Consider the following 18255-nt stretch of genomic DNA (forward strand, 5'->3'; position numbering starts at 1 on the left):
CTCACTGTTCCAGTGAGGTGGCGGTGATCAAGACGGGGTAGTGCTCGATCTGCAAGCGGGTGGCGATGTCGTTACCGTTGACCGGCAGGATGGTGATGCCCGGCGCGGCGGCTCGAATCCGGGACAAAGCTTCGGTATCGGTTACTTCAACCGCTAGACCGGCTGCGCCCATTTCCTGCAGTTCAGGCGCGCGTTGACGCAACCAAGCCAGTGAGTGGGTATCCTCACCCACCAGGAAAAATGGCCGTAAGCCTGGCATGTTTAGGGCGCGAGACGTGATTTGGCCGGGGCTCAAGTGAGCGCTGCGAACGGGTAATATCCAGGTTTCATCGGCAAACGTGGATAAGTCCGCATGCATGGCGCGACCAGGCTGGAGATTGTTGTTCATGGGCGGCCTGGCAACTTGAAAATGGGGACGGTTGAAGCCGCCAAACTGGTCCTCTGCAACGGATTGTTTCGACTGGGCGAAAGCAGCCAAGAGCAGGGAGAAGTAATAGGTAATAGGAATTCGTTTCATGGTGGTGTGCCTTGTTCAGCGGAAGCTTGTAGCCGTGCGAGTTGCCGGGAGAATCCATCGCGGTAACGCGCTGCGGGTAAACCTCCCCTAGGGCGGTGATAACGCCCAGCGGCTGAAACCCAATCACCGGTGACCGCGTGATGCTCTTGCAGCAGGGCGGCAGTCACAGCCAGATTGCGGTAGGGTTCGAGAGCTTCGCAGGGACTGGAAAAACGTTGTCCGTGATAACCCAGGTTGGTTTGCCCAAGTCCGGCGTCGACCCGTTTAGCGTCATATTGTTTGAGCGCCTGGAGCAAGGCGTGACATGCGGCCTGGCGAGTGGCGAAACGGTAGGGTGTTCCGGCTATATTTAGGGTCCACGGCCACGGCAGCAGTCGACCACGGACGCGAATACCGCTCTCCTGTAAGGCAATCGCGAACAACACCGTAGACGGGATGTCGGCATCATGCGCCGCCAGTTGATAAGCCGGAGGCGGAAGTTCGTCAGCCCGAACCGCGTGCACTGCCAGTTGGAGCGCAATAGCAATCAATCGAGACTTTGCCATTGTCCATTCACCTGTTGAAATGTGACGGGTAATGGTCTTGGGGCGCCCAGGCTGAACCAGCGACCACGGTCATGGTTCAGGGTGATCTGCCGGCGTTGAACCTTGGCCGGATCAATGTCCGCTTGCCGAGCCCAGCTGCGGACGCGTTCATCCTCGCCTTGGCTGCCCACCAGGTAGATATCGAACGCCGTATCACTGCTTTGCAGACGCTGTGCTTCGGCGGTGCACGCAGAGCAGTGATCTTCGACAAACAGAGCTCGGCGCGGCTCTACCGGTGAGCTAGACGAGGGCGGGGATGCCATACCCTGAACCGGCAACAGCCCCGGAAACAGCTTGGCCCAGGCCGCTGTGTAAGCGTTTTGGTAGGCCAATTCACGCTCGGCGCGCTTGGCTTCCAGTGCTACCTGTAATTCGGCATATCGCTGGCGCTCTTGGTCGGTCTTGGACTCAACCCCGAGGGCGGTTAACGGATCGAGGTTCGGGCTCCAGAAACCGCGTGGACCGGCTTGGATCTGTTCGAAGCGTGTCCATTCCTGCTCGGTCAGGCCCCAACTCGCTGCCTGTTCAGAGTCAGAGCGCCCCAAGGGCGCGACCTGCGTGTCCTGGTTCCTTGACGGTGTCGTGACGGGGTTGCCCATCGCAGCGCCTATGGCCAGTAGCGAAGCGAGACAGACGATGGGGAGTAGTGAGGCTCTGTTCATGATCGCTTCTCAAGGGAGTTGCACTGTCTGGTCTGGCTGAGCAGCCACTGCGAAGATGGCCGCCTTCGGCTCCAGCACTTTCAGTCGCCATGTGCCAAGCTGCTCGCCGGTGTGCAGCAACCGGGTATCGTTGAGCGAGCGACTATCAGGAGGCGCGACCGCCAGAAAGCGCTCGCCACCACGGGACTCGACACTCAACACTGAGAATGGCGGCGGGAGCGGTACAGACTTGGGGCGAGAGGTTTTCTTCGGTTTGGCCGGGGAAGATGTCGGTGGAGGAAGTGTTGGCTGTGGCTTGAGGTCCAGGAGTTGCTGCTCGACGTGCTCAAGTCGTGCGCGTAGCGCGTTCATGTCGGCTGTGGTGGCTCGGTCTGCCAGACCGTCGCGTAGCTCCTGTATCTCTTGTGCCCATTGATCCAACATCGGGTCAAGTGTGTTGGCCTGTTGTTCACCGGAATCCACCATCTGCTTCAGGTCCTTCAGTGCATGCTGCAGCTTCTCCTGCGCGTCTTTGAGATCGCTCGAATCACGTTGCAAGGTTTGCAGGATCTGTAGGTGTTGGGCGTTCGCATTTCCCAGCTCGGTCACGCGTTGATACTGGTTATACAAACCACCACTCAGCCCGGAGACCGCCAGGCAAAGTAAGCCGACAATGAGGGTTTGAAACGTCAAGGCTTTCATGGCCGTGCCTCCGTCTGATGGGACGAGTCTGGTTTAGCCGGCACGATGCCGACATCAGCTTTCTGCTGTTCGAAGCAGACCGAACGGCTGACCTCATCGGTCGTGAGTTGCCAGGCGGAGCCAGCCAATACCTGTAGTGCGCTGCGTAACGGAACCGGGCCGAGCCGGTAATGGGCTGCAGGCAGAGGTCGAGTGAAAAGTGTCTTTACTGGTTCGGTGGCAGGGCAGAGCGAATAACCCGAGCGCTGCAGCACGTAGTGCATCGCCTCCTGTACCGAGGGATTAAAGTTGGACGGTATGTTCACATCAATGATTTGAGCGAGAAGATCACGTTGCTCCGTGGTGGGCTCGGTGCTCACCAGCGTATAGCGACCATAACGGATTTCCGCCGGATGGCTTGCATCGGCTGGGGTCCTTGATAACTGGGTCCGATTGGAACCACTGTCGATCTTTGGATTAGTCGGCAATGGGGTGGGGATTTGCGCGCTGCAGGCACTCAAAAAAACCAGCAGGCAGACAGGCGTAAAAAAACGCTCCATGAAAAAAACCTCATGTCAGATTCAGTGCAGAACCTGACATGAGGTGAAGGAGCGATTCAGTGAGAAAGTCGATTCAAGGAGGGCCGTCTTAACGCTGAACGCGTTGCTATTCATCAAAAATGGCGAGCGTGTCCAAGACGGCAGCGTCGGGGTCGAAATTCAACAAGCGCACATCCGCCAATGCCGCCAGATACAGTACGTTGACCAAGACTGCCGGCGTACTGGCATCGAGTTGCTCTTGCCTCAGCGATGAGTAAGAACAGCCCTCGATTTTGACCAGGTTATCGTCGGTCCAGGGCGTGCCGGTCAGCTTACACCCGACGCCATTGCAGTCCTTCAGGGCAAAGGGTTCGAACAGCAGACCGGTTGGGCTGGAGTCGAAATTGCCTGTCCGGCGCTCCAAGTAACGCAATGCTTCTTCAGTGAGGTGTGCGGTACTGATCTCCCAGGTTCGACTGTAGTGTCCTGTCTCGAAGCTCAAGCGACGGATCACGGCTTGGGCATCTTCCAGGGAGTACAGATCGCCGACATGATGCCGCTCGTTGAGCATTTCGCCCCACGGCATAGATCACTTGGCGCACCAGCTCGGTGGACTGACAGCGTTCATCCAACTCATCCGGTATGGATTGACCTTCGCTGACCGAGGCGAAATAATCATTGAAGATGCAGGGGAACAGCTGCAGTTCATCGTCGGGCAGATGGACCTGTGAGTGTGCAGGGGAGGAAAGCAGGGAGGGTAGTTGTTTTCGTAGGTGATCAGTAGCAGCCGTTCGATATGCAAGTTGTCATAACCGCGAGCAAATGGGTTTGAAGCTGGGAGCAGGGCTAGGGTTTGGTTCATGAGGGTCTCCAGAATTGAAATAAACAAGGCGCCCGTAGTCGCCTGTGAGGTTTAAAGCCAGCCGTATTCGGCAAGGGAGAGCGGGCGACCTTCACCCACGATGAAGTGATCCAGTACGCACACGTCGATCAAGGCTAAGGCCTCTTTCAGCCGAGCGGTCAAGACGCGATCCGCCTGGCTGGGTTCCGTACACCCCGAGGGGTGGTTGTGAACAAAAATGGCGGCCGCAGCGTTATGCGCGAGGGAGCGCTTAACGACTTGGCGGGGGTAAACGCTGGCGCCATCAATGCTGCCGTGAAAGAGGATTTCGAACGCCAGCACCCGGTGCTGGGCATCAAAAAAAACCACACCAAAGACTTCATGCTCTTGCTGCGCAAGGTGCAATTTTAGGTAAGCCGCCACGGTATCAGGAGCGGTCAGGTTAGGACCGCGGTTGAACAGTCGACGATCCAGAATATGCAGCGCTTCGTCGATCAGCTGGTTTTCTTGGACAATGCGATCAGCCTCGAAATCCGAGGTCTCAATCAGTGTGAGTTGGGGGCTCATGGCGCTACCTCCGAAGGGAATAATCAGGGGGGACACGCCCAAGGGGAGTGGAATCCCCAGGGTGGGTGTGGAGTTGCAGGCGTTTGCAGGTGATGCAGGGTTTACAGCCGAGTGTATCGGTGGCGTTGACCGTGCATAGGTGAACCACAACTGTCGCAAGGCAACGGAGAAAAGGCCCTTATGCCCCAGCCGGTTTCGGGATCGAAGTCGGCACTGATGGGCATTAAGCGAACCAGCCCACGATGTATCGCGGCGATGCCTTGTTCGATCTCATCCGGCGAGTGATACAGCGATAACGTGCTGTAGTCCTCGTAAGCCGCACCGAACAGGCAGTCGTTGCAAAGCCAGAAGCATTCCATATTGGTCTACTGTGCTGGTAGAAAAAAGGCGCCCGATTGAGCGCCTTGATGTAAAACATCATGGATTGTTCAGGCGGACTGAACAGCACGTGTGGCGACACGGCGGGCCGTGCGGGGAGTGGTTGGAGCTTCAGGTTCAATCCTGGGCTCTGTAGGGTTGTCGGTATCCTCAGCTTCGGCATCAGCCGACGTTGGAGAGGGTTCATTGATCGGCGCTGGCTCAGCAGGTGCTGTTGCTTCCTGCCTGGCGGGCGCTTTGTATTCGAATTTGCCATTGACCTTGATCCAGTCGATGAACAGCAAACGACCTTTCAGGCTGGCGCCAGGTTGGCCTTGTTTATCGCCTTTCTCATAGAGAAATGGGTCGATCCACAGGTCACCAATACGGAACGACAGCAAGACCTTTTTCTCGGCTCTGACGGCGTCCATATAGAGACGAATCAAGCGGTCAGCTTCGCCACCAGCGACTTTGCAATCAAAGCGGGTGTACTCCACTGCATCGGAGGCACCATGCAAGGCTGCGATATCGCAGGCCATGAATGGCTGACCGCGGCGGACCTGTACTTCACGAACACGGTTGAGGTAGCCAATACCGACGGTGTGCAGATTGAAGTAAGAGGTCGCTTCTTGGGATTGGTTGGCGTAGGCCATGGTGGTTCTCCTGTTTCAAGGGAAAACGGCGACGCACAGTCCCTGGCAGGGAAGTGAGCCCCGTCAGGGTGGGTAAGATGAAGGCGAGCGATGAACGACTCGCCACCGGCAAGCCGATGACCATCAGAATGAAGCTTCTGGGTGAGTAGCTGTGCAGCAGAGGAGAGTCTGCAGTGGTAACCCGCAGGCATGGAGTAGTCGGCATTCATTACCGCTTAAGCGGCAACCGCGCGAGCTTCCGAACGCTGATCGCACTTGGGTAAACCACCACGAACGTGGCGTAGCCTTGAAGGTTTTGGCTACCTGGGCTGTCAACGACAGCGAACCACGCCCTTTGTATAAGCCTGTCACCGGGGAGCGTCAAGACGCTACAACCCGATTTTTTAAGGCCGGAATACGGTGGTAGCCACTGGAGTTAAGAAAATGAAAAAAAAGAAGAGTGGGCCTGGCGGTGTGCCAGGCGAGGAAGAGAAAAACCACCTTTGACGGTCTTACGCAGTCGACAAGCTCCTCGCAAAACTTGGTTGAACTGCGCAATGATTCGCCAACCGACCCTTGTCGTGGCCTGGGTCGGAACATGCTGGCACGCATCCGCGCACAAAGGGTGCCCCTTGTTTCCCCGGTGGGCTCCGGGACTGAATACGATCGCCGAAGCGGATGACCGCTATTGCCGGGTAGAGGCAACAGTGGTCATCCGCCACCACAATCAGGTCGAGCACAAAACGGGAACGAGATCCCGCAGAAGAGGAGGCTCCGAACTCCGGGAGTCCGACCGAGCTACCCGGAGCGTATCGGTCTTGGGTTGCTGTTAGCGATCATCCGAAGGCACTACAGCAGACCGGGAAGGCTGACGTCAAGGCGTAATCGTCCGACGAACACACCTTCTAGATCTCAACGCTAAGCGCAAGGGTTTCCGCGGAGTTTACCCGATAGCGTCCAGATCAGAAGCGCGAGGGGCAGATAGCCCCAGACTGACTGTCCATCCCTGCCTTGGCCATGATTTGCGCGCGCACCCCTGAGCCAGATCGCTGGCTACAACCTGATAGAAACCTCAGCGACTAGCTTTTAACGTTTCAAGCATCGCCTCGGCGGCCAGAGTGGACTTTGCGGGTCGGGTGCCATTCATCCCAGTAGTAGTGGGCATCTGGATTTTTACACACGGGCTTGACGGCCGGATAGGTGGCTTGGCACGGGGTATCCAGATCCTTAAAACCCGCAACATCGGGCGCCGCGCGAAGCTTGTCGCTGAAGGCCAGGTGGTCAAAGTAACTAATACTGACATGATGGGTTTTAGCCAGTGTTGTTAGCACGTTTGGCAGTTTTTGTTCGAGTATCTGTTGGTATTCTGTTGCGCTCTTGACTTGATTGCCCTGCACCACAGCCGGCACATGACTCAAATCTGTAGTTCCCACGACCATCATGTGCTTGGCGCCTGCTGCAATCAGCGTCTCGGCGGCCCTCTGTATGTTCGCCACACTGTTCTGGCTTAACACGTCAATCGACTCTGGGTGCGAGAAGTCGGCCCATTCAAAAAAGTCGTTGGCTGAGATGAAAATGAAATAGAGCGAATTTGGATCCGCTTTGTGTGTTTTAGCGGCTTTCAGATGATCGGAGATTTGACCGAAAATCCCAGTGTCGCGATATTGCTCCATCCAGGCATAGTAGTTGCCGTTGCCGCTCTTGGCACCGCCAATCCCGTAGTCAGTCAAGGGGGTTTTCAAGGCGAGAGCCAAGTCCTCGACGGCGGTAGGGCCATTGCTCCAGCGCCCCTTCCAATACAACGCACCGGGTAACTCCTGCGCATCTTTGACCTTCTGCGTGGCCAATTGGCTAGTGAAGGTTTGACCCGCACCATTGTCAGAGTAGCTGTCACCGAAAGCATAGAGATGATCGTAGCTAGGGGCGCCAAAGGCGGTTGATGCAGTTAGTGTCAATAGAGCGGCTAAGCGAGCGCGTCGAGTCATTGAAAGTCTCCCTGGTTATCGCCTCAGACTACCGGCGGCGACATTCTTTCCTTGCCACGGTTGCGACGTATGTTTAGCCATGTGCGCAAAGACTGTCCTGTTCGCGACTGGTGTTGGCGGGTAGCGACAAGGCTGTCTATCGGCTCAAAGAAGATTCTGCTCACCTGAAAGCGTTTAATGAACTGGAGCAGATATGGGTTTCGACCGGCAATTCGCGTGATCAGTAAAGTGCGTTATGTACGACGCGTGCTTTTGCTGGTTGGCATTGTGCCCTTGCAGTCCGGATAGTCTGAGCATGACCAGAACGGCCCTGTTTTCCCTTTTCGCTTACACATGGAGGCGTTGCATATGGGGCAGGTTGGACCGGCTTCAACAGGCAACGCTAACGTAAGGGAGCTGCAATTTGCGATCAACTGTGCAATCCAACTCGCCTGCTTGGCGACGAACGCATCGAGGCTTAGACGTCCCGCCTCGATTTCATCCAGAGCCTGCTCCCAGATCGCGGTCATACCTGGATCCGTAACTGCAACGGGTACCGCCTCTATTAAGGTATGGGCCGCGGCGGAGGCCATTAAGGTGCGTTTTTTCTTGAGCAAATATCCGCGATCAATCAACCCTTTGATAATCCCGGCGCGTGTAGCTTCAGTACCGATACCGGTGGTGTCCCGAAGTTTCTGTTTCAGGCGTGGGTCGCTGACCAGTTTGGCCACGTTTTTCATCGCTTTGATCAGATCGCCCTCGGTGAGAGGGTTGGGAGCGGCAGTGCGCATGGACTTGAGTTCGACATCGTCCACGGCGCACTGAGTCCCCTGCTGCAAGCCGGGTAAAACTTGGGATTTATGCGTCGGCTCATTATCCTTGGGAGAGTCGGAGAGTATGCCTTTCCATCCCTGAACCAGTATCTGTTTGCCGACAGCGGTCAGCTGTTCTTCGCCACATTCCAGTTCGACTTGGGTTCGATCAAACTCATGATGCGGAAGAAACTGCGCAAGGTAGTGGCCACGGATAAGTTCGTAAACGTGGCGCTCGTGTTCCGACATTCGCGCAAGATTTGCCGGTTCGGTGGTAGGGATTATGGCGTGGTGAGCCGTGACCTTGGCATCGTTCCACGCTCGTGAGTGCAAGGATTGGTCTAGGTTTCCGAGCGCAGACTTTAGTGCGGGATCGGTTTGGCGCAGGGCATCGAATACTGTGCATACCTCGTTGAACATACTCTCTAGCAGATAGCGACAATCGCTGCGCGGATAGCTAGTGGCTTTATGGGTTTCATACAGGGATTGAGCGATGTTCAGGGTTTCCTGAGCGCCGAGTCCCAGTTTGCGTGAGCAGGCTTCTTGCAGAGTACTCAGGTCGAAGGGCAGGGGCGGCGCTTCCCGGAAATGCTCAGTTCGAAGAGAGAGTACTGTCGCGGTCTTGGTACCCGAAATTGCTTCGACGGTCTCACGGGCAAGCGCCTGTTGCAGGCAACGACCAGCATCATCTCGCGCGGAGTGGTGTGGTAGCCACGACGCGATGAATGGTTGCCCTTTTGAGGAAAGGTGCACATCCACTTCCCAGTAAGAAATTGAAACGAAGCTGGCAATCGCACGATCACGATCAACCACCAAACGTAACGTGGGTGTCTGGACACGTCCAACCGACAAGACACCGTCGTAACCCGCCCGCCGACCAAGAAGGGTAAACAAACGACTGAGGTTCATGCCGATCAGCCAGTCGGCACGGCTGCGGGCGAGGGCCGAGTGATAGAGCGGGAAGGTCTCCTGACCCGACTTCAGCGAGGTCAGCGCTTTGCGAATCGACGCCTCATTGAGTGCGGACAGCCAGAGGCGCTGAACAGGGCCTCGATATTGGCAGAGCTCCAGCAACTCGCGTGCAATCATCTCACCTTCGCGGTCGGCGTCGGTTGCGATGACAATGGTGGTAGCTTCGCTGAGCAGGCGTTTTATGATTTTGAACTGCGCGGCAGTCTTGGGTTTGACCTCCACTTGCCACTGCGCCGGAATGATCGGTAGATGATCCAACGACCAATTCTTGTACTGAGTGCCGTAGGCTTCAGGCGGGGCCGTCTCCAGTAGGTGGCCGATACACCATGTGACAGTTGTCTCGGGGCCGATCAGGCAACCATCACCGCGCCGAGTGGCTCCGATAACCTTGGCGATGTCACGACCCTGGGAAGGTTTCTCGCAGAGGAAGAGGCGCATATATCTACTCCGGATTGAGTTCGGAGCAGCGTTGTTCGAAGTAGCAGGGGCGAGATATGAGAAACCTGAATGGCAGGTTCCTCATATTAGTCGGTGAGGGCGGCCTTGAATGAGCTGAAGCTGCTACCTTATTGGAGCGTTCGTAGCTGGGTGGGGGGCTTCATGAGCCGCGAGCAATGGCAGGCCTGGAACTTCGCGCAAAGGCGCAATTTTTATGCCTGAAGTCGTCAGGCCTTAGGTGATTGCCCTCTGTGTTTCTTGGGTTTCGACGTCGGCGAGCTGGCCTGCTCAGCATTTTGAGCGGCCGTCGGTTCACTGGAGCGTTCCCGCATGACCACGCTTTGTACCCGGTGAGGCAGGATGCCGACTCGACGGGCCTCGATCTTGAAGGTCACCCGCGCATTGTCTTCGCTGTCCTCCCACTCATCGCGCACCGTACGACCTTCGACCAACACGCGCATGCCTTTCTGGTACAGCGTGCTCCAGTGTTCAGCCTCACGGTGCCAGAGCTCAACCGGCGCCCAATAGCCGCCCCGATCTTCATAGCTGCCCTCGCGTGGGATGGGGTTGTCGAAGTACACATTCAGCCTTAGCAAGCGCCGTGGCTCGTCATTGCCTGAGGCGAACTCCTGGAACTCTGGCGCACTGCCGATATTGCCTTCGCCGACGAAAAAAGTACTCATCGTGTTGCCTCCACTGCGGGTGTGAACTGGCGCAGCAACTGTTCGGCACTGGCCATGTTGATCGCGCAGGTCGTAGCCTGGCGGTAGAGCGAATGCACCACACTCATCTGAAGGTTTAGTGCGATACGCGCGCATTCGAAACGGTGCAATTCATCTCGTACGATCTGCGGCAATGCTTTGTTGGAGATCTGACGTTCCCAAACCGCCACACCCATGCGAGCAAAATCACGGGTGCGCCAACGCAAAAATGTGGTGCCAGCACCGGTCTTCTGCAGTACCAATCGTATATCTAGTAGTGAATACGGCGGCTGCCCGGCTTGCTGCACCACAGCCTCCATCAGGCGACATAACTGCGCCTCGATTTCCCTCGCCACCTGCGCCAGGTGCTCCAACTCCCCCTTACCCTTAAAAGGTTTTAAAAGGCCTTTTAGGGAGGCTGCGTGTTCGAGCTGTCGATAGGCATCCGGTGTCAACGCGTCGAAGGGCATTGGGTGAGCCGAGGTCAGGGGATTCATGCTTCGTCCTCCGGCTCATCCACTGTCGCAGACGGTTCTTCCGCGTCCTCTGCCAACGCGTCGGCGTCATCCACTGGCACAGCACCACGGCGAATGATCGGCGGCGCGAACTGGGAGCGGCGATGACCCTCCAGGATGTCCATTGGGGGCAAACCCATCTTCTCGATGGCCGCAATGGCACGAGCATTGTTCGCCGCCATGTCATCACGTGTGACGCCGGCATGCCGATAGCGCTGTGCCTGACCGAACAGGCTGCGCAGCAGATGTGCGCCGTCGTCGATCCAGGCTTCCATGTCGATGCGGCCGATCAAGGCGGTGTGATGGGCCAATAGAGTGCGACGCACCAGGGTGTCGTAGTCGGTTAGCAGGTAAACCGCCAGAAAACCCAGTTGGCTGCCGATATACAACGGCAAAGTGACGGGGTGGATGTTGAGGTTGTCCCCCATGTCGATCTGCGTTGGCAGGTCCCGCCTGATCCGGTCCAGCTGTTGGGTCAGTTCGCCCATCCCAGCTTTCGCCTGCATCAGTTTTTCTTCGAGTTGCACGATGGCCCAATCGGCATAGGGATCGTCCTGGGCCGCAGTCTGTTTGATAAGGTTGGTGACACTGATGTAACCGGCCATACCCATGATCGAGTGGACGCCTTCGCGTGCGGCTCGACCTTGCCAGATACGTGCTGCATGGTGGGTATGCAGGGTCAGGGTGATGCTGCTGCGCAATGAACCCAGATTGAGTTGATAGTGATCGGCCATGGTGTTGTCCTCGCATAGGCTTGGACGGGACGTTGCGATAGATGAGGAACAAGGGCAGCCAAAAAGCTGAACGCGGTCTGTTCGGTTTGGTGAGAGAGGGCAAACTCCTGACGTCTACGTTTATTGGAAGAATGTCCCGGCGTTTCCCTAAACGCTCCATGGTTCGGTCCGATATTTCCGTAGATTGGGACTCTATGGATTTGATGCCACTGGCATCAAATCTATTGAGTTCCACCGCGTCCACGCAGTTGGCGCAGCTCATTCAGACACGCTTGGGCGAGGGCTGATGCGGGTTCGCCCTTTTTCCGAGTCGGCCGCGAGGGAGCGGGTGGGGGCAGTTCTGCGACGGGTGACGGTTCGGCCTGACTTGCCCAAGGACGAAAGTCGCCTTTCAGCGCACGCTGGATCAGACCCATCAGATAGGCCGCTGGCTTGCGGATACCGCCGGCCTTACAGCGTGCTCCCACCTCGTTGAGCACAGCCTGCTGATCCGCTGGGTTGAGCTTGATCAGCGCCACCGCGACGGCCTGACGTTCGCTTGGGCTCAGGTGCAGAGAAGTGGGCCAGTGCAGGTTATCCACACTAGAGGTCGTGCGCGGTACTGTACATTTACTTTCTTTTAATACAGTACAGGCGGCGTTCGGATTCCGAACGGTGCTGGAAACGTTAGCTCTCAAGCCTGATTCGGAATCCGAACGAGGGCCTGCACGATTCCGAACGTGGTGATCTTCCCCCCGTTCGGAATCGTGGGATGCATCATCGGACGGCTGATCCAAGCCTTGCTGCGTCCACTGTTCGCCCCAGCTGTCGAGCCGCGTCGGTAACCGACCCCGATCGATATTCGTGTCCTGTCGAACCTCCTCCACAATGTGCTGAGCGACAATACGCACGGCCTTTGTCGCATGTCCGAGGGCATGTCCGACCAGTTCTAGGTAATCCTGATCGAGCTCCATGGCTTCGGCGGGGGTTAACGGTTCATCGTGCAGAACATACAAAGAACCTTGTAGCTGCCCGCTGATTTGATCGCGACCGCGGCTAACCAAGCTGAGCCAACGAGTGAGCCTGAGCATCGTCAACACGCGAGCAATGGTTTCACGCGAGGCTGACGCACCGTAGGGCACGCTCGAGAGGTAAGGCTGCAAATCCTCATAGCGCGGCGTGACCACGCCCTGGCCTTGCAGCATGAGTCGAAATACCTGCCAGGCATTTCGCTCCAATGGCGTCAGCCGATTATCCAACAGCAGCCGACGTGGCACGATTTCGTGTGATTGGCCACTAAACAGAAAGCCAGCCTGTAGAGCCTGGTTGGAGGGCTGTTCAGTGGTAGGGCGTGCTGGCCAGCGTTCATGCAGCTGCTGTGTGCATTGCTGCAGGACACGTTGCCAGCGACTGGCAGGAACAGCATTCATGTTTTGGTGCTGTACTGGTCGATTTGCTGCCAAACGATGGTCAAGCTGATCTGCTGTTCTTCGGCAAGCATCATCATGGCGTCGAGTTTATCCTCGGTGCCGTCCTCTGTTCGTATTTGGCACCAGCGTTGCCACAACGCATGCTCCTGCGCTTCGCTTAAATGTTGGGGGCGGCCTTTACGGGTTTCTATCTTGAGTAGACGCCGGCGCATGGCGGTTTCCGAATGCGCCAAGCCAAAGCACTGGTACATGATGGTGCTGCTGGCGCCGAGTTTGAGCGCTCGGTTGATCAACCGTTCGTTCTGTTCATCGCGGTCAGCCTGTTCGATCAATCGATGCAGCACTGGCGAGTCAATCTTGACCTCAAGCCAAGGGACAGTGGCATGGGCTAGGCGCGATAGCGTTGTCGGTGGTAAGGATTGCAGCAAGAAAATGTCATCCTCACTCAGTCCAAGTGCCTTGCAGCGTTGCAGGTTGCCCAGGCGCAGTTCGTGCAGTACCTGGGTTAGCATGGCTTGATTGAGCATATTGAAGGACAGGTTCATCTCAGCTCCTTCGGTAAGTTTTCTTCAGAGGTGAGCGTTAAGTCGATTAGTCTCCGGGCCAAGCGGATCAGGCGAAACAGTTTGATTAGCAGATTGTCAGGCAGTCGCTCCAGCCCCACGTCTGTGACTGGTCGATCTGGTAGAGGGAGTTGATAGACCCCTAACAACAGTTGCCCGAACAGTGCGGAAGGTATTTGCTTGCGATCTTCCCAGTTCACCTCGTCTTGAGCACGTAGCAGGGCCAGGAGCATTAGGTGAACGCCGGTCGAGCGAGGCGCTGAAAGATCGAGTCGCTCAATGTCCAACGCGAAGCCCAAGCCAAGCTTTTGATCAATGATGCACTCGGCATCTCCGGCATAGGCCGCCATTTCACGAGCCAGTCCGGCAATGGCTAAACGCAGTTGCTCGGGGGTATCCATCAGTGGTTTGATGATCCAAAGGTCGTCGATTGGGCAGGTTTCGACTGGGGACGTCGTTTCGGTGGCTATCTCGCGATCGATTTGCTCACGAATCTGTTGAACGCGTGATCGAGGACTGGCCGCTGGTAAAGCATTTGTTTCGGGTTCTGCGAGCAGTTCTTCTGAAATTGGCTCTATCCTGCTCTCGGCCTCGATTGATTTTGATTCCGCATCGGAGGAGGGCGGTTCTGCCGCGGCTTCATGCTCGCTTGGCGGATGACTGCTTTCTGAAGGCGTGGTGACGATAGCCCCAGGCGTGCGGGCGCCCCGTTGGGTATCGCTCAGCTCCAGGGCCAGCATACGGTAGGACTGTCCGAGCAAGCTGCTCATGCGTTCGAGCAGTTCGTCCTGGATCTGCTCAAGATCAAACGAGTCAGGATCACCATCGAAGTAGCCCATGGTTTCCAGCCAGAACTCTCCAAACGCAACTGTGGCAGTTGGATAACGGTTCCAGGTTCGTTCAGCCTGACTACGTAGACCGATCAGACGCTCTATCTGGGGCTTACCCAACCCGGCATACAGAGTTTGTGGAATGGCGGGTAATAAGTGTTCGAGGGTGTCTAGCATGCGGCTGATATGCGACTGCGAAATCGGATAGCCTCCAGCGGCAAGGCGTCGAGCCAGCTCCCGTTGTGAGAGCTCTGGGCCATCCGACTCAAGCATGGTTTTGAGTTTGGCTACCGCCAGAGCCCGTTCGATGAACGTGAGTTGACCGTGCAGATCGCTTTCAGCCAAATGACCGAGTAGGGCGGTGATTTCATTGCTCCAAGGTCGGAACAGGCAGTGGATCCGAAAGAAACGCTCGTCGCGAGTTTCCTGCCACAGCTCGCCGAGAATTGCCAAGCGCGTATTACCGCCGTTGCGGATGATGAAAGAGGTTTCACCCGGCCGGCGGGTAATCGGTGGCGGTTGATCCAGCCCGCGTTCACGGATCGATGCCTTGATATCGTCATAAAGCGGGTTACGTATGAAGCGTGGGTTGTGTTCGTAGGGACGTAACTGTTCCAGAGTGACCAACATGGGAGTGTCGATGACTGGATCGGACAGTCGCTCCAGTCCAGGACCTTGAGTGAAGTGGTCCTGGCGCAGCTTGTCGGTGATTTCCTCCTGACTGAGCTTCTTCATCGGAACCGCCTCGATTAACGCCGGCTACGCAAATGGTCACCGACCTCGAATTTCACGATTTCGGCAGTCCCTGAACCTTCGAAATGTTGGGAGAGTTCTGCGAGGAACCACACCATGGCCGAGCGCCCCCCTTGCAAACGAAAAACCACGGTGCAGTACTCCTCGCAAGCCGCGTCGCTGGGTCGAATGGAAGGCTGAACAACGATAGGAAACTGATCCAACATTAGAAAACTCCTTACCAAGCCCTGTTGGCTTCAAGGTCGATCAAACAAAAGTAATTGGGTGAAATGCTGATTGGGCAATTTGTTTTATTGAGGTTCCGCACACCTCATTACCGATGAGATCGCTTCGCGCCATTCCGGAAATAATTCGATGGCCAGCGCCTGCATGATTTCTAGCGCAGACTGCGAGCGTCGACGTTTACTCGACGGGCGTGTATCTATTCGGTGGACCGGTAAGCCGAGGGAGGCGGCATTGAGATAGGCCACTCGGTCCGGGATTACGGTGTCTAGCACCGAGATATTGGTAGCCTCTGCGAAAGTCTCGCGCAGGCTTCGGATGATCATCCGGGTGTCCACTCGATTGACGTTTACCTGGTTCAGTAAGAGCCGTAAGGGCGGCGGGTCGATGCCCAGGTGGCGAAACGGCTCGAGCTCACTCAATAGCTTCAAGGTGCCACGGCGCATTTCGCGGGCAGCGAGCATTTCTGGCGTGATGGGAGAGAGGGCGAGATCGGAGGCCAGGATGGCCATCTCCAGCAGTACACTGCGTGCTCCCTGAGTATCGATCAAAAGCAGGTCATAATTGAGACACAACTCGTTGAGTAAATTGTGCAGGCGTAGTCGTCCGTCAGGGGCATGCAGCAACAAGGTGCTCAGTCGACCTTGATCGTCGTTGGAGAAAATCAGGTCGAGACCGACGACTGCAGTCCTAGATATTATTCGCTCAGGTATTGTTAGCTTGAGTGCAATGAGTTCGTACGCACCTGCATGAGCTTTTTGGCTCAATGAGTAATAACTGGATAGGGTGGGTTGGCTATCTAGATCCAACAGCAGAACGCGCAAGCCAGCATCGGCCAACAGACCACCGAGATTGGCCGCTACTGTCGTTTTACCTACCCCGCCCTTAGTGGAAACCACCGATATCACGTGCATCCCCTCACTCCTGTTGCGAAAGGCGTTCTGCAATCCAGTGCTCGATTTCCAGTGAGTCCCAGCCAACTGCGCGCAGTCCGATACGCTTCGCCCGCGGAAACTTGCCTTCCTTCATCAGGTTGTAAATGTGCGCACGTTTGAAGCCGGTTTTTTGTTCAACCTCATCACGTCGCATGATGTGGCGTTGGGGTTGAGGTGCTTCAACTGAGGTGACAGATTGGTTGGACATGCTAGTCACTCCTGGCGCCGATTGGCGCGTGGTGGGAAGTGACATGGATTGAATCGCACAAGGCGGGATGAGTCATTGCATTGCAATCAAGCCTATTGCAACGCAATTGACTGGATCAGTTGTTTTTTTTGAGGCTACGATTGGCCACGGCAAACTTTTCATCCAGCGTGCGCTTGCTGAGGCCGGGCACATCTTTGTGACGAGCGACAATGGCATCAACGATGGCTGCTTGATTCGTGAATACCGAAAGAGGTTTTCCGGCGGGCGAATGGTCCAAGAGAAGGCTGACCAATGCCCCAATGATGTTGTGATAGGTCAGTTCGCTGCGCTCGCTGAGTTGACCATTCGTTTTGGCCAAGGCTTTGAGATCATCTCTCTCAAGTCCAATCGACTGGAGTTCTCCCAAGATTTCTTGAATGAGCTGCTGTTGCGCTTTGAACGCTCTCGATAACTCATCTCGATCTGCTTTCAACGAGAGAAAAGTTCCGAGGCTCACCTTTGCAGGTGCATCCTCACCGGACTCGAATAAAAAACTGGGCTTATGGTCGGGATAATGAATCTCCATCCAACGGCGTAAGTCTGAATGGCGGATGGTAAGCTGATAGGGCTCTACATAGCTTCCCAAAGGAACAGAAATGCCGAGGCAACCATAAGGCAGTTCTCCATTTCGTAAAGCATCACCGATCTTTTCTACGGCTGCCTGAAGACTTGGCCATCGACAAAACAGCTGAGGCAGGTTATTTGGCTGCAGCCAAGCGGCTTTCAATATTTCAGACTCATGATGAATAAGATTACACCAGCGCAGAGCCGCTTCTATGGGCCTATAGAAGAGCTTGGTTTGCGGATTAGAAAAGTTAGTAGGCATCTACTGGTAGACCTCCATTTCTGGATGGATGGGCCTCCCGTAGTACCTTCTTACATCGCGAACCTGCTAATAGCTGATTTGCAGCGACGGATTCACTCAAGTTGACTCGGTGAGGTCATTCCATTTGACTGATTATATTGCCGGCGCAGTTTTTATATCCCGATTTGAAAGTATAAGTTAGTTGGAACAGTTGCAGCGAGGATGTCTTATGCGCTACACCTCGGCCGATATCTAAGGGCACCGACCGGTAGCAACTGTTATTACATGCTCTACAGGGGGGTGGCGCATCCTGTGCTTGCATCGAGAAGGTTATTAATTCATAGCATGCGGCGCAACACATTGTTACGAGGGTCGCGGTCGAAGAGTCGGTGCTTGAGCGCACCCGCGATATGCAGCACGATCAACACCAGCAAGGTATAGGCCAGTACCTTGTGTAGCCATTGGAACACGACAAACCAATCGTCATTCTTTGTCAGCAGCTCCGGCAGGTTCACACCGAAAAAGAATACCCCGTCGCTCATGGTGTAGGTGCTTGACATCGAGTACCCCATCAACGGGACGGCCACGATCAGCACGTACATGGAGCGTTGTACAAACCGTGAGAGGAAACGCTCATGCGCCGCCAGTGTTTGCGGTGGCTGCGGAAGGGCGGGGGTGCGAACACGCAAGGCGATCTGTACTAACACCAGCAGAAACGCCAGCACGCCGAACGATTTGTGCCACGGGTAGTAGAGCGTGTATTTACTCACGACTTCATCATCGAGCCCGGTCATGTGCCAGCCGGCCCAGAGCAGCCCGGCTATGACGACGGCACGCACCCAGTGCAGGATGCGCAGGGACACGGGATACCGATCGATTGCCGTTTGTGTTTGGTTGTTCATCGCAGTCTCTTCATTGATCATCAAGGCGTTGAAAACGCACGATTGAATGCCACCCTCCGCGGCCATGGCCGCGAGGATGGCAAGTGCAGTGACT

Annotated in this window: 20 protein-coding genes and 2 pseudogenes; all 22 read right to left on the reverse strand. The window is 56.0% G+C overall.

From position 1 onward, the window contains the following. Window position 1: 1 nt before the first annotated feature. Window positions 2-517 (reverse strand): integrating conjugative element protein, encoded by a 516-nt coding sequence (locus C4J91_RS10265; RefSeq protein WP_124362198.1) that lies wholly within the window; start codon window positions 515-517, stop codon window positions 2-4. Then, a complete protein-coding gene (locus C4J91_RS10270; protein ID WP_124362199.1) occupies window positions 514-1062 on the reverse strand; it encodes a lytic transglycosylase in 549 nt (182 codons plus the stop codon). The genes C4J91_RS10265 and C4J91_RS10270 overlap by 4 nt, the downstream gene beginning before the upstream one ends. Continuing rightward, window positions 1044-1763 (reverse strand): TIGR03759 family integrating conjugative element protein, encoded by a 720-nt coding sequence (locus C4J91_RS10275; protein WP_124362200.1) that lies wholly within the window; start codon window positions 1761-1763, stop codon window positions 1044-1046. Before C4J91_RS10275 ends, C4J91_RS10270 begins: the two co-directional genes overlap by 19 nt. Window positions 1764-1772: 9 nt before the next feature. After that, complete coding sequence (locus C4J91_RS10280; RefSeq protein WP_124362201.1) at window positions 1773-2444, reverse strand: chemotaxis protein; 672 nt, start codon at window positions 2442-2444, stop codon at window positions 1773-1775. Next, complete coding sequence (locus C4J91_RS10285) at window positions 2441-2983, reverse strand: PilL N-terminal domain-containing protein (RefSeq protein ID WP_124362202.1); 543 nt, start codon at window positions 2981-2983, stop codon at window positions 2441-2443. Before C4J91_RS10285 ends, C4J91_RS10280 begins: the two co-directional genes overlap by 4 nt. Window positions 2984-3089: 106 nt before the next feature. After that, window positions 3090-3824 (reverse strand): annotated as a pseudogene (locus tag C4J91_RS10290) (ABC transporter substrate-binding protein). Between the two features lie 51 nt (window positions 3825-3875). Then, on the reverse strand, window positions 3876-4370 hold the full coding sequence (locus C4J91_RS10295; protein ID WP_124362203.1) for a JAB domain-containing protein: 495 nt from the start codon (window positions 4368-4370) through the stop codon (window positions 3876-3878). A gap of 101 nt (window positions 4371-4471) precedes the next feature. Next, the gene (locus tag C4J91_RS27770; RefSeq protein ID WP_124362204.1) at window positions 4472-4729 is read right to left on the reverse strand and encodes a hypothetical protein; all 258 of its coding nucleotides are present in this window, start codon (window positions 4727-4729) and stop codon (window positions 4472-4474) included. A gap of 69 nt (window positions 4730-4798) precedes the next feature. Next, a complete protein-coding gene (locus C4J91_RS10305) occupies window positions 4799-5380 on the reverse strand; it encodes an STY4534 family ICE replication protein (protein WP_124362205.1) in 582 nt (193 codons plus the stop codon). A gap of 1051 nt (window positions 5381-6431) precedes the next feature. Beyond that, a pseudogene (locus C4J91_RS10310) lies at window positions 6432-7344 on the reverse strand (SGNH/GDSL hydrolase family protein). Window positions 7345-7577: 233 nt separating this feature from the next. After that, window positions 7578-9545, reverse strand: a complete 1968-nt coding sequence (locus tag C4J91_RS10315; protein ID WP_124362206.1) for a DNA topoisomerase III — start codon at window positions 9543-9545, stop codon at window positions 7578-7580. Window positions 9546-9772: 227 nt separating this feature from the next. After that, a complete protein-coding gene (locus tag C4J91_RS10320) occupies window positions 9773-10228 on the reverse strand; it encodes a single-stranded DNA-binding protein (protein WP_124362207.1) in 456 nt (151 codons plus the stop codon). Then, window positions 10225-10743, reverse strand: coding sequence for a DUF3158 family protein (locus tag C4J91_RS10325; protein WP_124362208.1), 519 nt, complete (start codon window positions 10741-10743; stop codon window positions 10225-10227). The genes C4J91_RS10320 and C4J91_RS10325 overlap by 4 nt, the downstream gene beginning before the upstream one ends. Further along, on the reverse strand, window positions 10740-11495 hold the full coding sequence (locus C4J91_RS10330; RefSeq protein WP_124362209.1) for a PFL_4669 family integrating conjugative element protein: 756 nt from the start codon (window positions 11493-11495) through the stop codon (window positions 10740-10742). Before C4J91_RS10330 ends, C4J91_RS10325 begins: the two co-directional genes overlap by 4 nt. 221 nt (window positions 11496-11716) lie before the next feature. Continuing rightward, window positions 11717-12904, reverse strand: coding sequence for an STY4528 family pathogenicity island replication protein (locus C4J91_RS10335; protein WP_124362210.1), 1188 nt, complete (start codon window positions 12902-12904; stop codon window positions 11717-11719). Beyond that, the gene (locus tag C4J91_RS10340) at window positions 12901-13449 is read right to left on the reverse strand and encodes a DUF2857 domain-containing protein (protein WP_124362211.1); all 549 of its coding nucleotides are present in this window, start codon (window positions 13447-13449) and stop codon (window positions 12901-12903) included. The genes C4J91_RS10335 and C4J91_RS10340 overlap by 4 nt, the downstream gene beginning before the upstream one ends. After that, a complete protein-coding gene (locus tag C4J91_RS10345) occupies window positions 13446-15032 on the reverse strand; it encodes a ParB family protein (RefSeq protein WP_124362212.1) in 1587 nt (528 codons plus the stop codon). Before C4J91_RS10345 ends, C4J91_RS10340 begins: the two co-directional genes overlap by 4 nt. A gap of 14 nt (window positions 15033-15046) precedes the next feature. Continuing rightward, window positions 15047-15256 (reverse strand): hypothetical protein, encoded by a 210-nt coding sequence (locus C4J91_RS27975; protein WP_124362213.1) that lies wholly within the window; start codon window positions 15254-15256, stop codon window positions 15047-15049. 84 nt (window positions 15257-15340) lie between these two features. Continuing rightward, window positions 15341-16186 carry a ParA family protein gene (locus C4J91_RS10355; RefSeq protein WP_124362214.1) on the reverse strand — a complete coding sequence of 282 codons (846 nt, stop codon included), beginning with the start codon at window positions 16184-16186 and terminating at the stop codon, window positions 15341-15343. A 4-nt stretch (window positions 16187-16190) separates the two neighbouring features. Continuing rightward, window positions 16191-16415 (reverse strand): AlpA family transcriptional regulator, encoded by a 225-nt coding sequence (locus tag C4J91_RS10360; protein ID WP_124362215.1) that lies wholly within the window; start codon window positions 16413-16415, stop codon window positions 16191-16193. A gap of 115 nt (window positions 16416-16530) precedes the next feature. Beyond that, window positions 16531-17280, reverse strand: a complete 750-nt coding sequence (locus C4J91_RS10365) for a hypothetical protein (RefSeq protein ID WP_124362216.1) — start codon at window positions 17278-17280, stop codon at window positions 16531-16533. A 317-nt stretch (window positions 17281-17597) separates the two neighbouring features. Beyond that, window positions 17598-18161, reverse strand: coding sequence for a cytochrome b (locus C4J91_RS10370; protein ID WP_124362217.1), 564 nt, complete (start codon window positions 18159-18161; stop codon window positions 17598-17600). Window positions 18162-18255: the final 94 nt, after the last annotated feature.

Source organism: Pseudomonas sp. R3-52-08, assembly GCF_003851745.1.
In the GTDB taxonomy this organism is placed as follows: domain Bacteria; phylum Pseudomonadota; class Gammaproteobacteria; order Pseudomonadales; family Pseudomonadaceae; genus Aquipseudomonas.

Bases quoted from the DNA above. Each gene is read 5' to 3' on its own strand.
- C4J91_RS10265 (WP_124362198.1), bottom strand. From the start codon at position 517: ATGAAACGAATTCCTATTACCTATTACTTCTCCCTGCTCTTGGCTGCT.
- C4J91_RS10270 (WP_124362199.1), bottom strand. From the start codon at position 1,062: ATGGCAAAGTCTCGATTGATTGCTATTGCGCTCCAACTGGCAGTGCAC.
- C4J91_RS10275 (WP_124362200.1), bottom strand. From the start codon at position 1,763: ATGAACAGAGCCTCACTACTCCCCATCGTCTGTCTCGCTTCGCTACTG.
- C4J91_RS10280 (WP_124362201.1), bottom strand. From the start codon at position 2,444: ATGAAAGCCTTGACGTTTCAAACCCTCATTGTCGGCTTACTTTGCCTG.
- C4J91_RS10285 (WP_124362202.1), bottom strand. From the start codon at position 2,983: ATGGAGCGTTTTTTTACGCCTGTCTGCCTGCTGGTTTTTTTGAGTGCC.
- C4J91_RS10295 (WP_124362203.1), bottom strand. From the start codon at position 4,370: ATGAGCCCCCAACTCACACTGATTGAGACCTCGGATTTCGAGGCTGAT.
- C4J91_RS27770 (WP_124362204.1), bottom strand. From the start codon at position 4,729: ATGGAATGCTTCTGGCTTTGCAACGACTGCCTGTTCGGTGCGGCTTAC.
- C4J91_RS10305 (WP_124362205.1), bottom strand. From the start codon at position 5,380: ATGGCCTACGCCAACCAATCCCAAGAAGCGACCTCTTACTTCAATCTG.
- C4J91_RS10315 (WP_124362206.1), bottom strand. From the start codon at position 9,545: ATGCGCCTCTTCCTCTGCGAGAAACCTTCCCAGGGTCGTGACATCGCC.
- C4J91_RS10320 (WP_124362207.1), bottom strand. From the start codon at position 10,228: ATGAGTACTTTTTTCGTCGGCGAAGGCAATATCGGCAGTGCGCCAGAG.
- C4J91_RS10325 (WP_124362208.1), bottom strand. From the start codon at position 10,743: ATGAATCCCCTGACCTCGGCTCACCCAATGCCCTTCGACGCGTTGACA.
- C4J91_RS10330 (WP_124362209.1), bottom strand. From the start codon at position 11,495: ATGGCCGATCACTATCAACTCAATCTGGGTTCATTGCGCAGCAGCATC.
- C4J91_RS10335 (WP_124362210.1), bottom strand. From the start codon at position 12,904: ATGAATGCTGTTCCTGCCAGTCGCTGGCAACGTGTCCTGCAGCAATGC.
- C4J91_RS10340 (WP_124362211.1), bottom strand. From the start codon at position 13,449: ATGAACCTGTCCTTCAATATGCTCAATCAAGCCATGCTAACCCAGGTA.
- C4J91_RS10345 (WP_124362212.1), bottom strand. From the start codon at position 15,032: ATGAAGAAGCTCAGTCAGGAGGAAATCACCGACAAGCTGCGCCAGGAC.
- C4J91_RS27975 (WP_124362213.1), bottom strand. From the start codon at position 15,256: ATGTTGGATCAGTTTCCTATCGTTGTTCAGCCTTCCATTCGACCCAGC.
- C4J91_RS10355 (WP_124362214.1), bottom strand. From the start codon at position 16,186: ATGCACGTGATATCGGTGGTTTCCACTAAGGGCGGGGTAGGTAAAACG.
- C4J91_RS10360 (WP_124362215.1), bottom strand. From the start codon at position 16,415: ATGTCCAACCAATCTGTCACCTCAGTTGAAGCACCTCAACCCCAACGC.
- C4J91_RS10365 (WP_124362216.1), bottom strand. From the start codon at position 17,280: ATGCCTACTAACTTTTCTAATCCGCAAACCAAGCTCTTCTATAGGCCC.
- C4J91_RS10370 (WP_124362217.1), bottom strand. From the start codon at position 18,161: ATGAACAACCAAACACAAACGGCAATCGATCGGTATCCCGTGTCCCTG.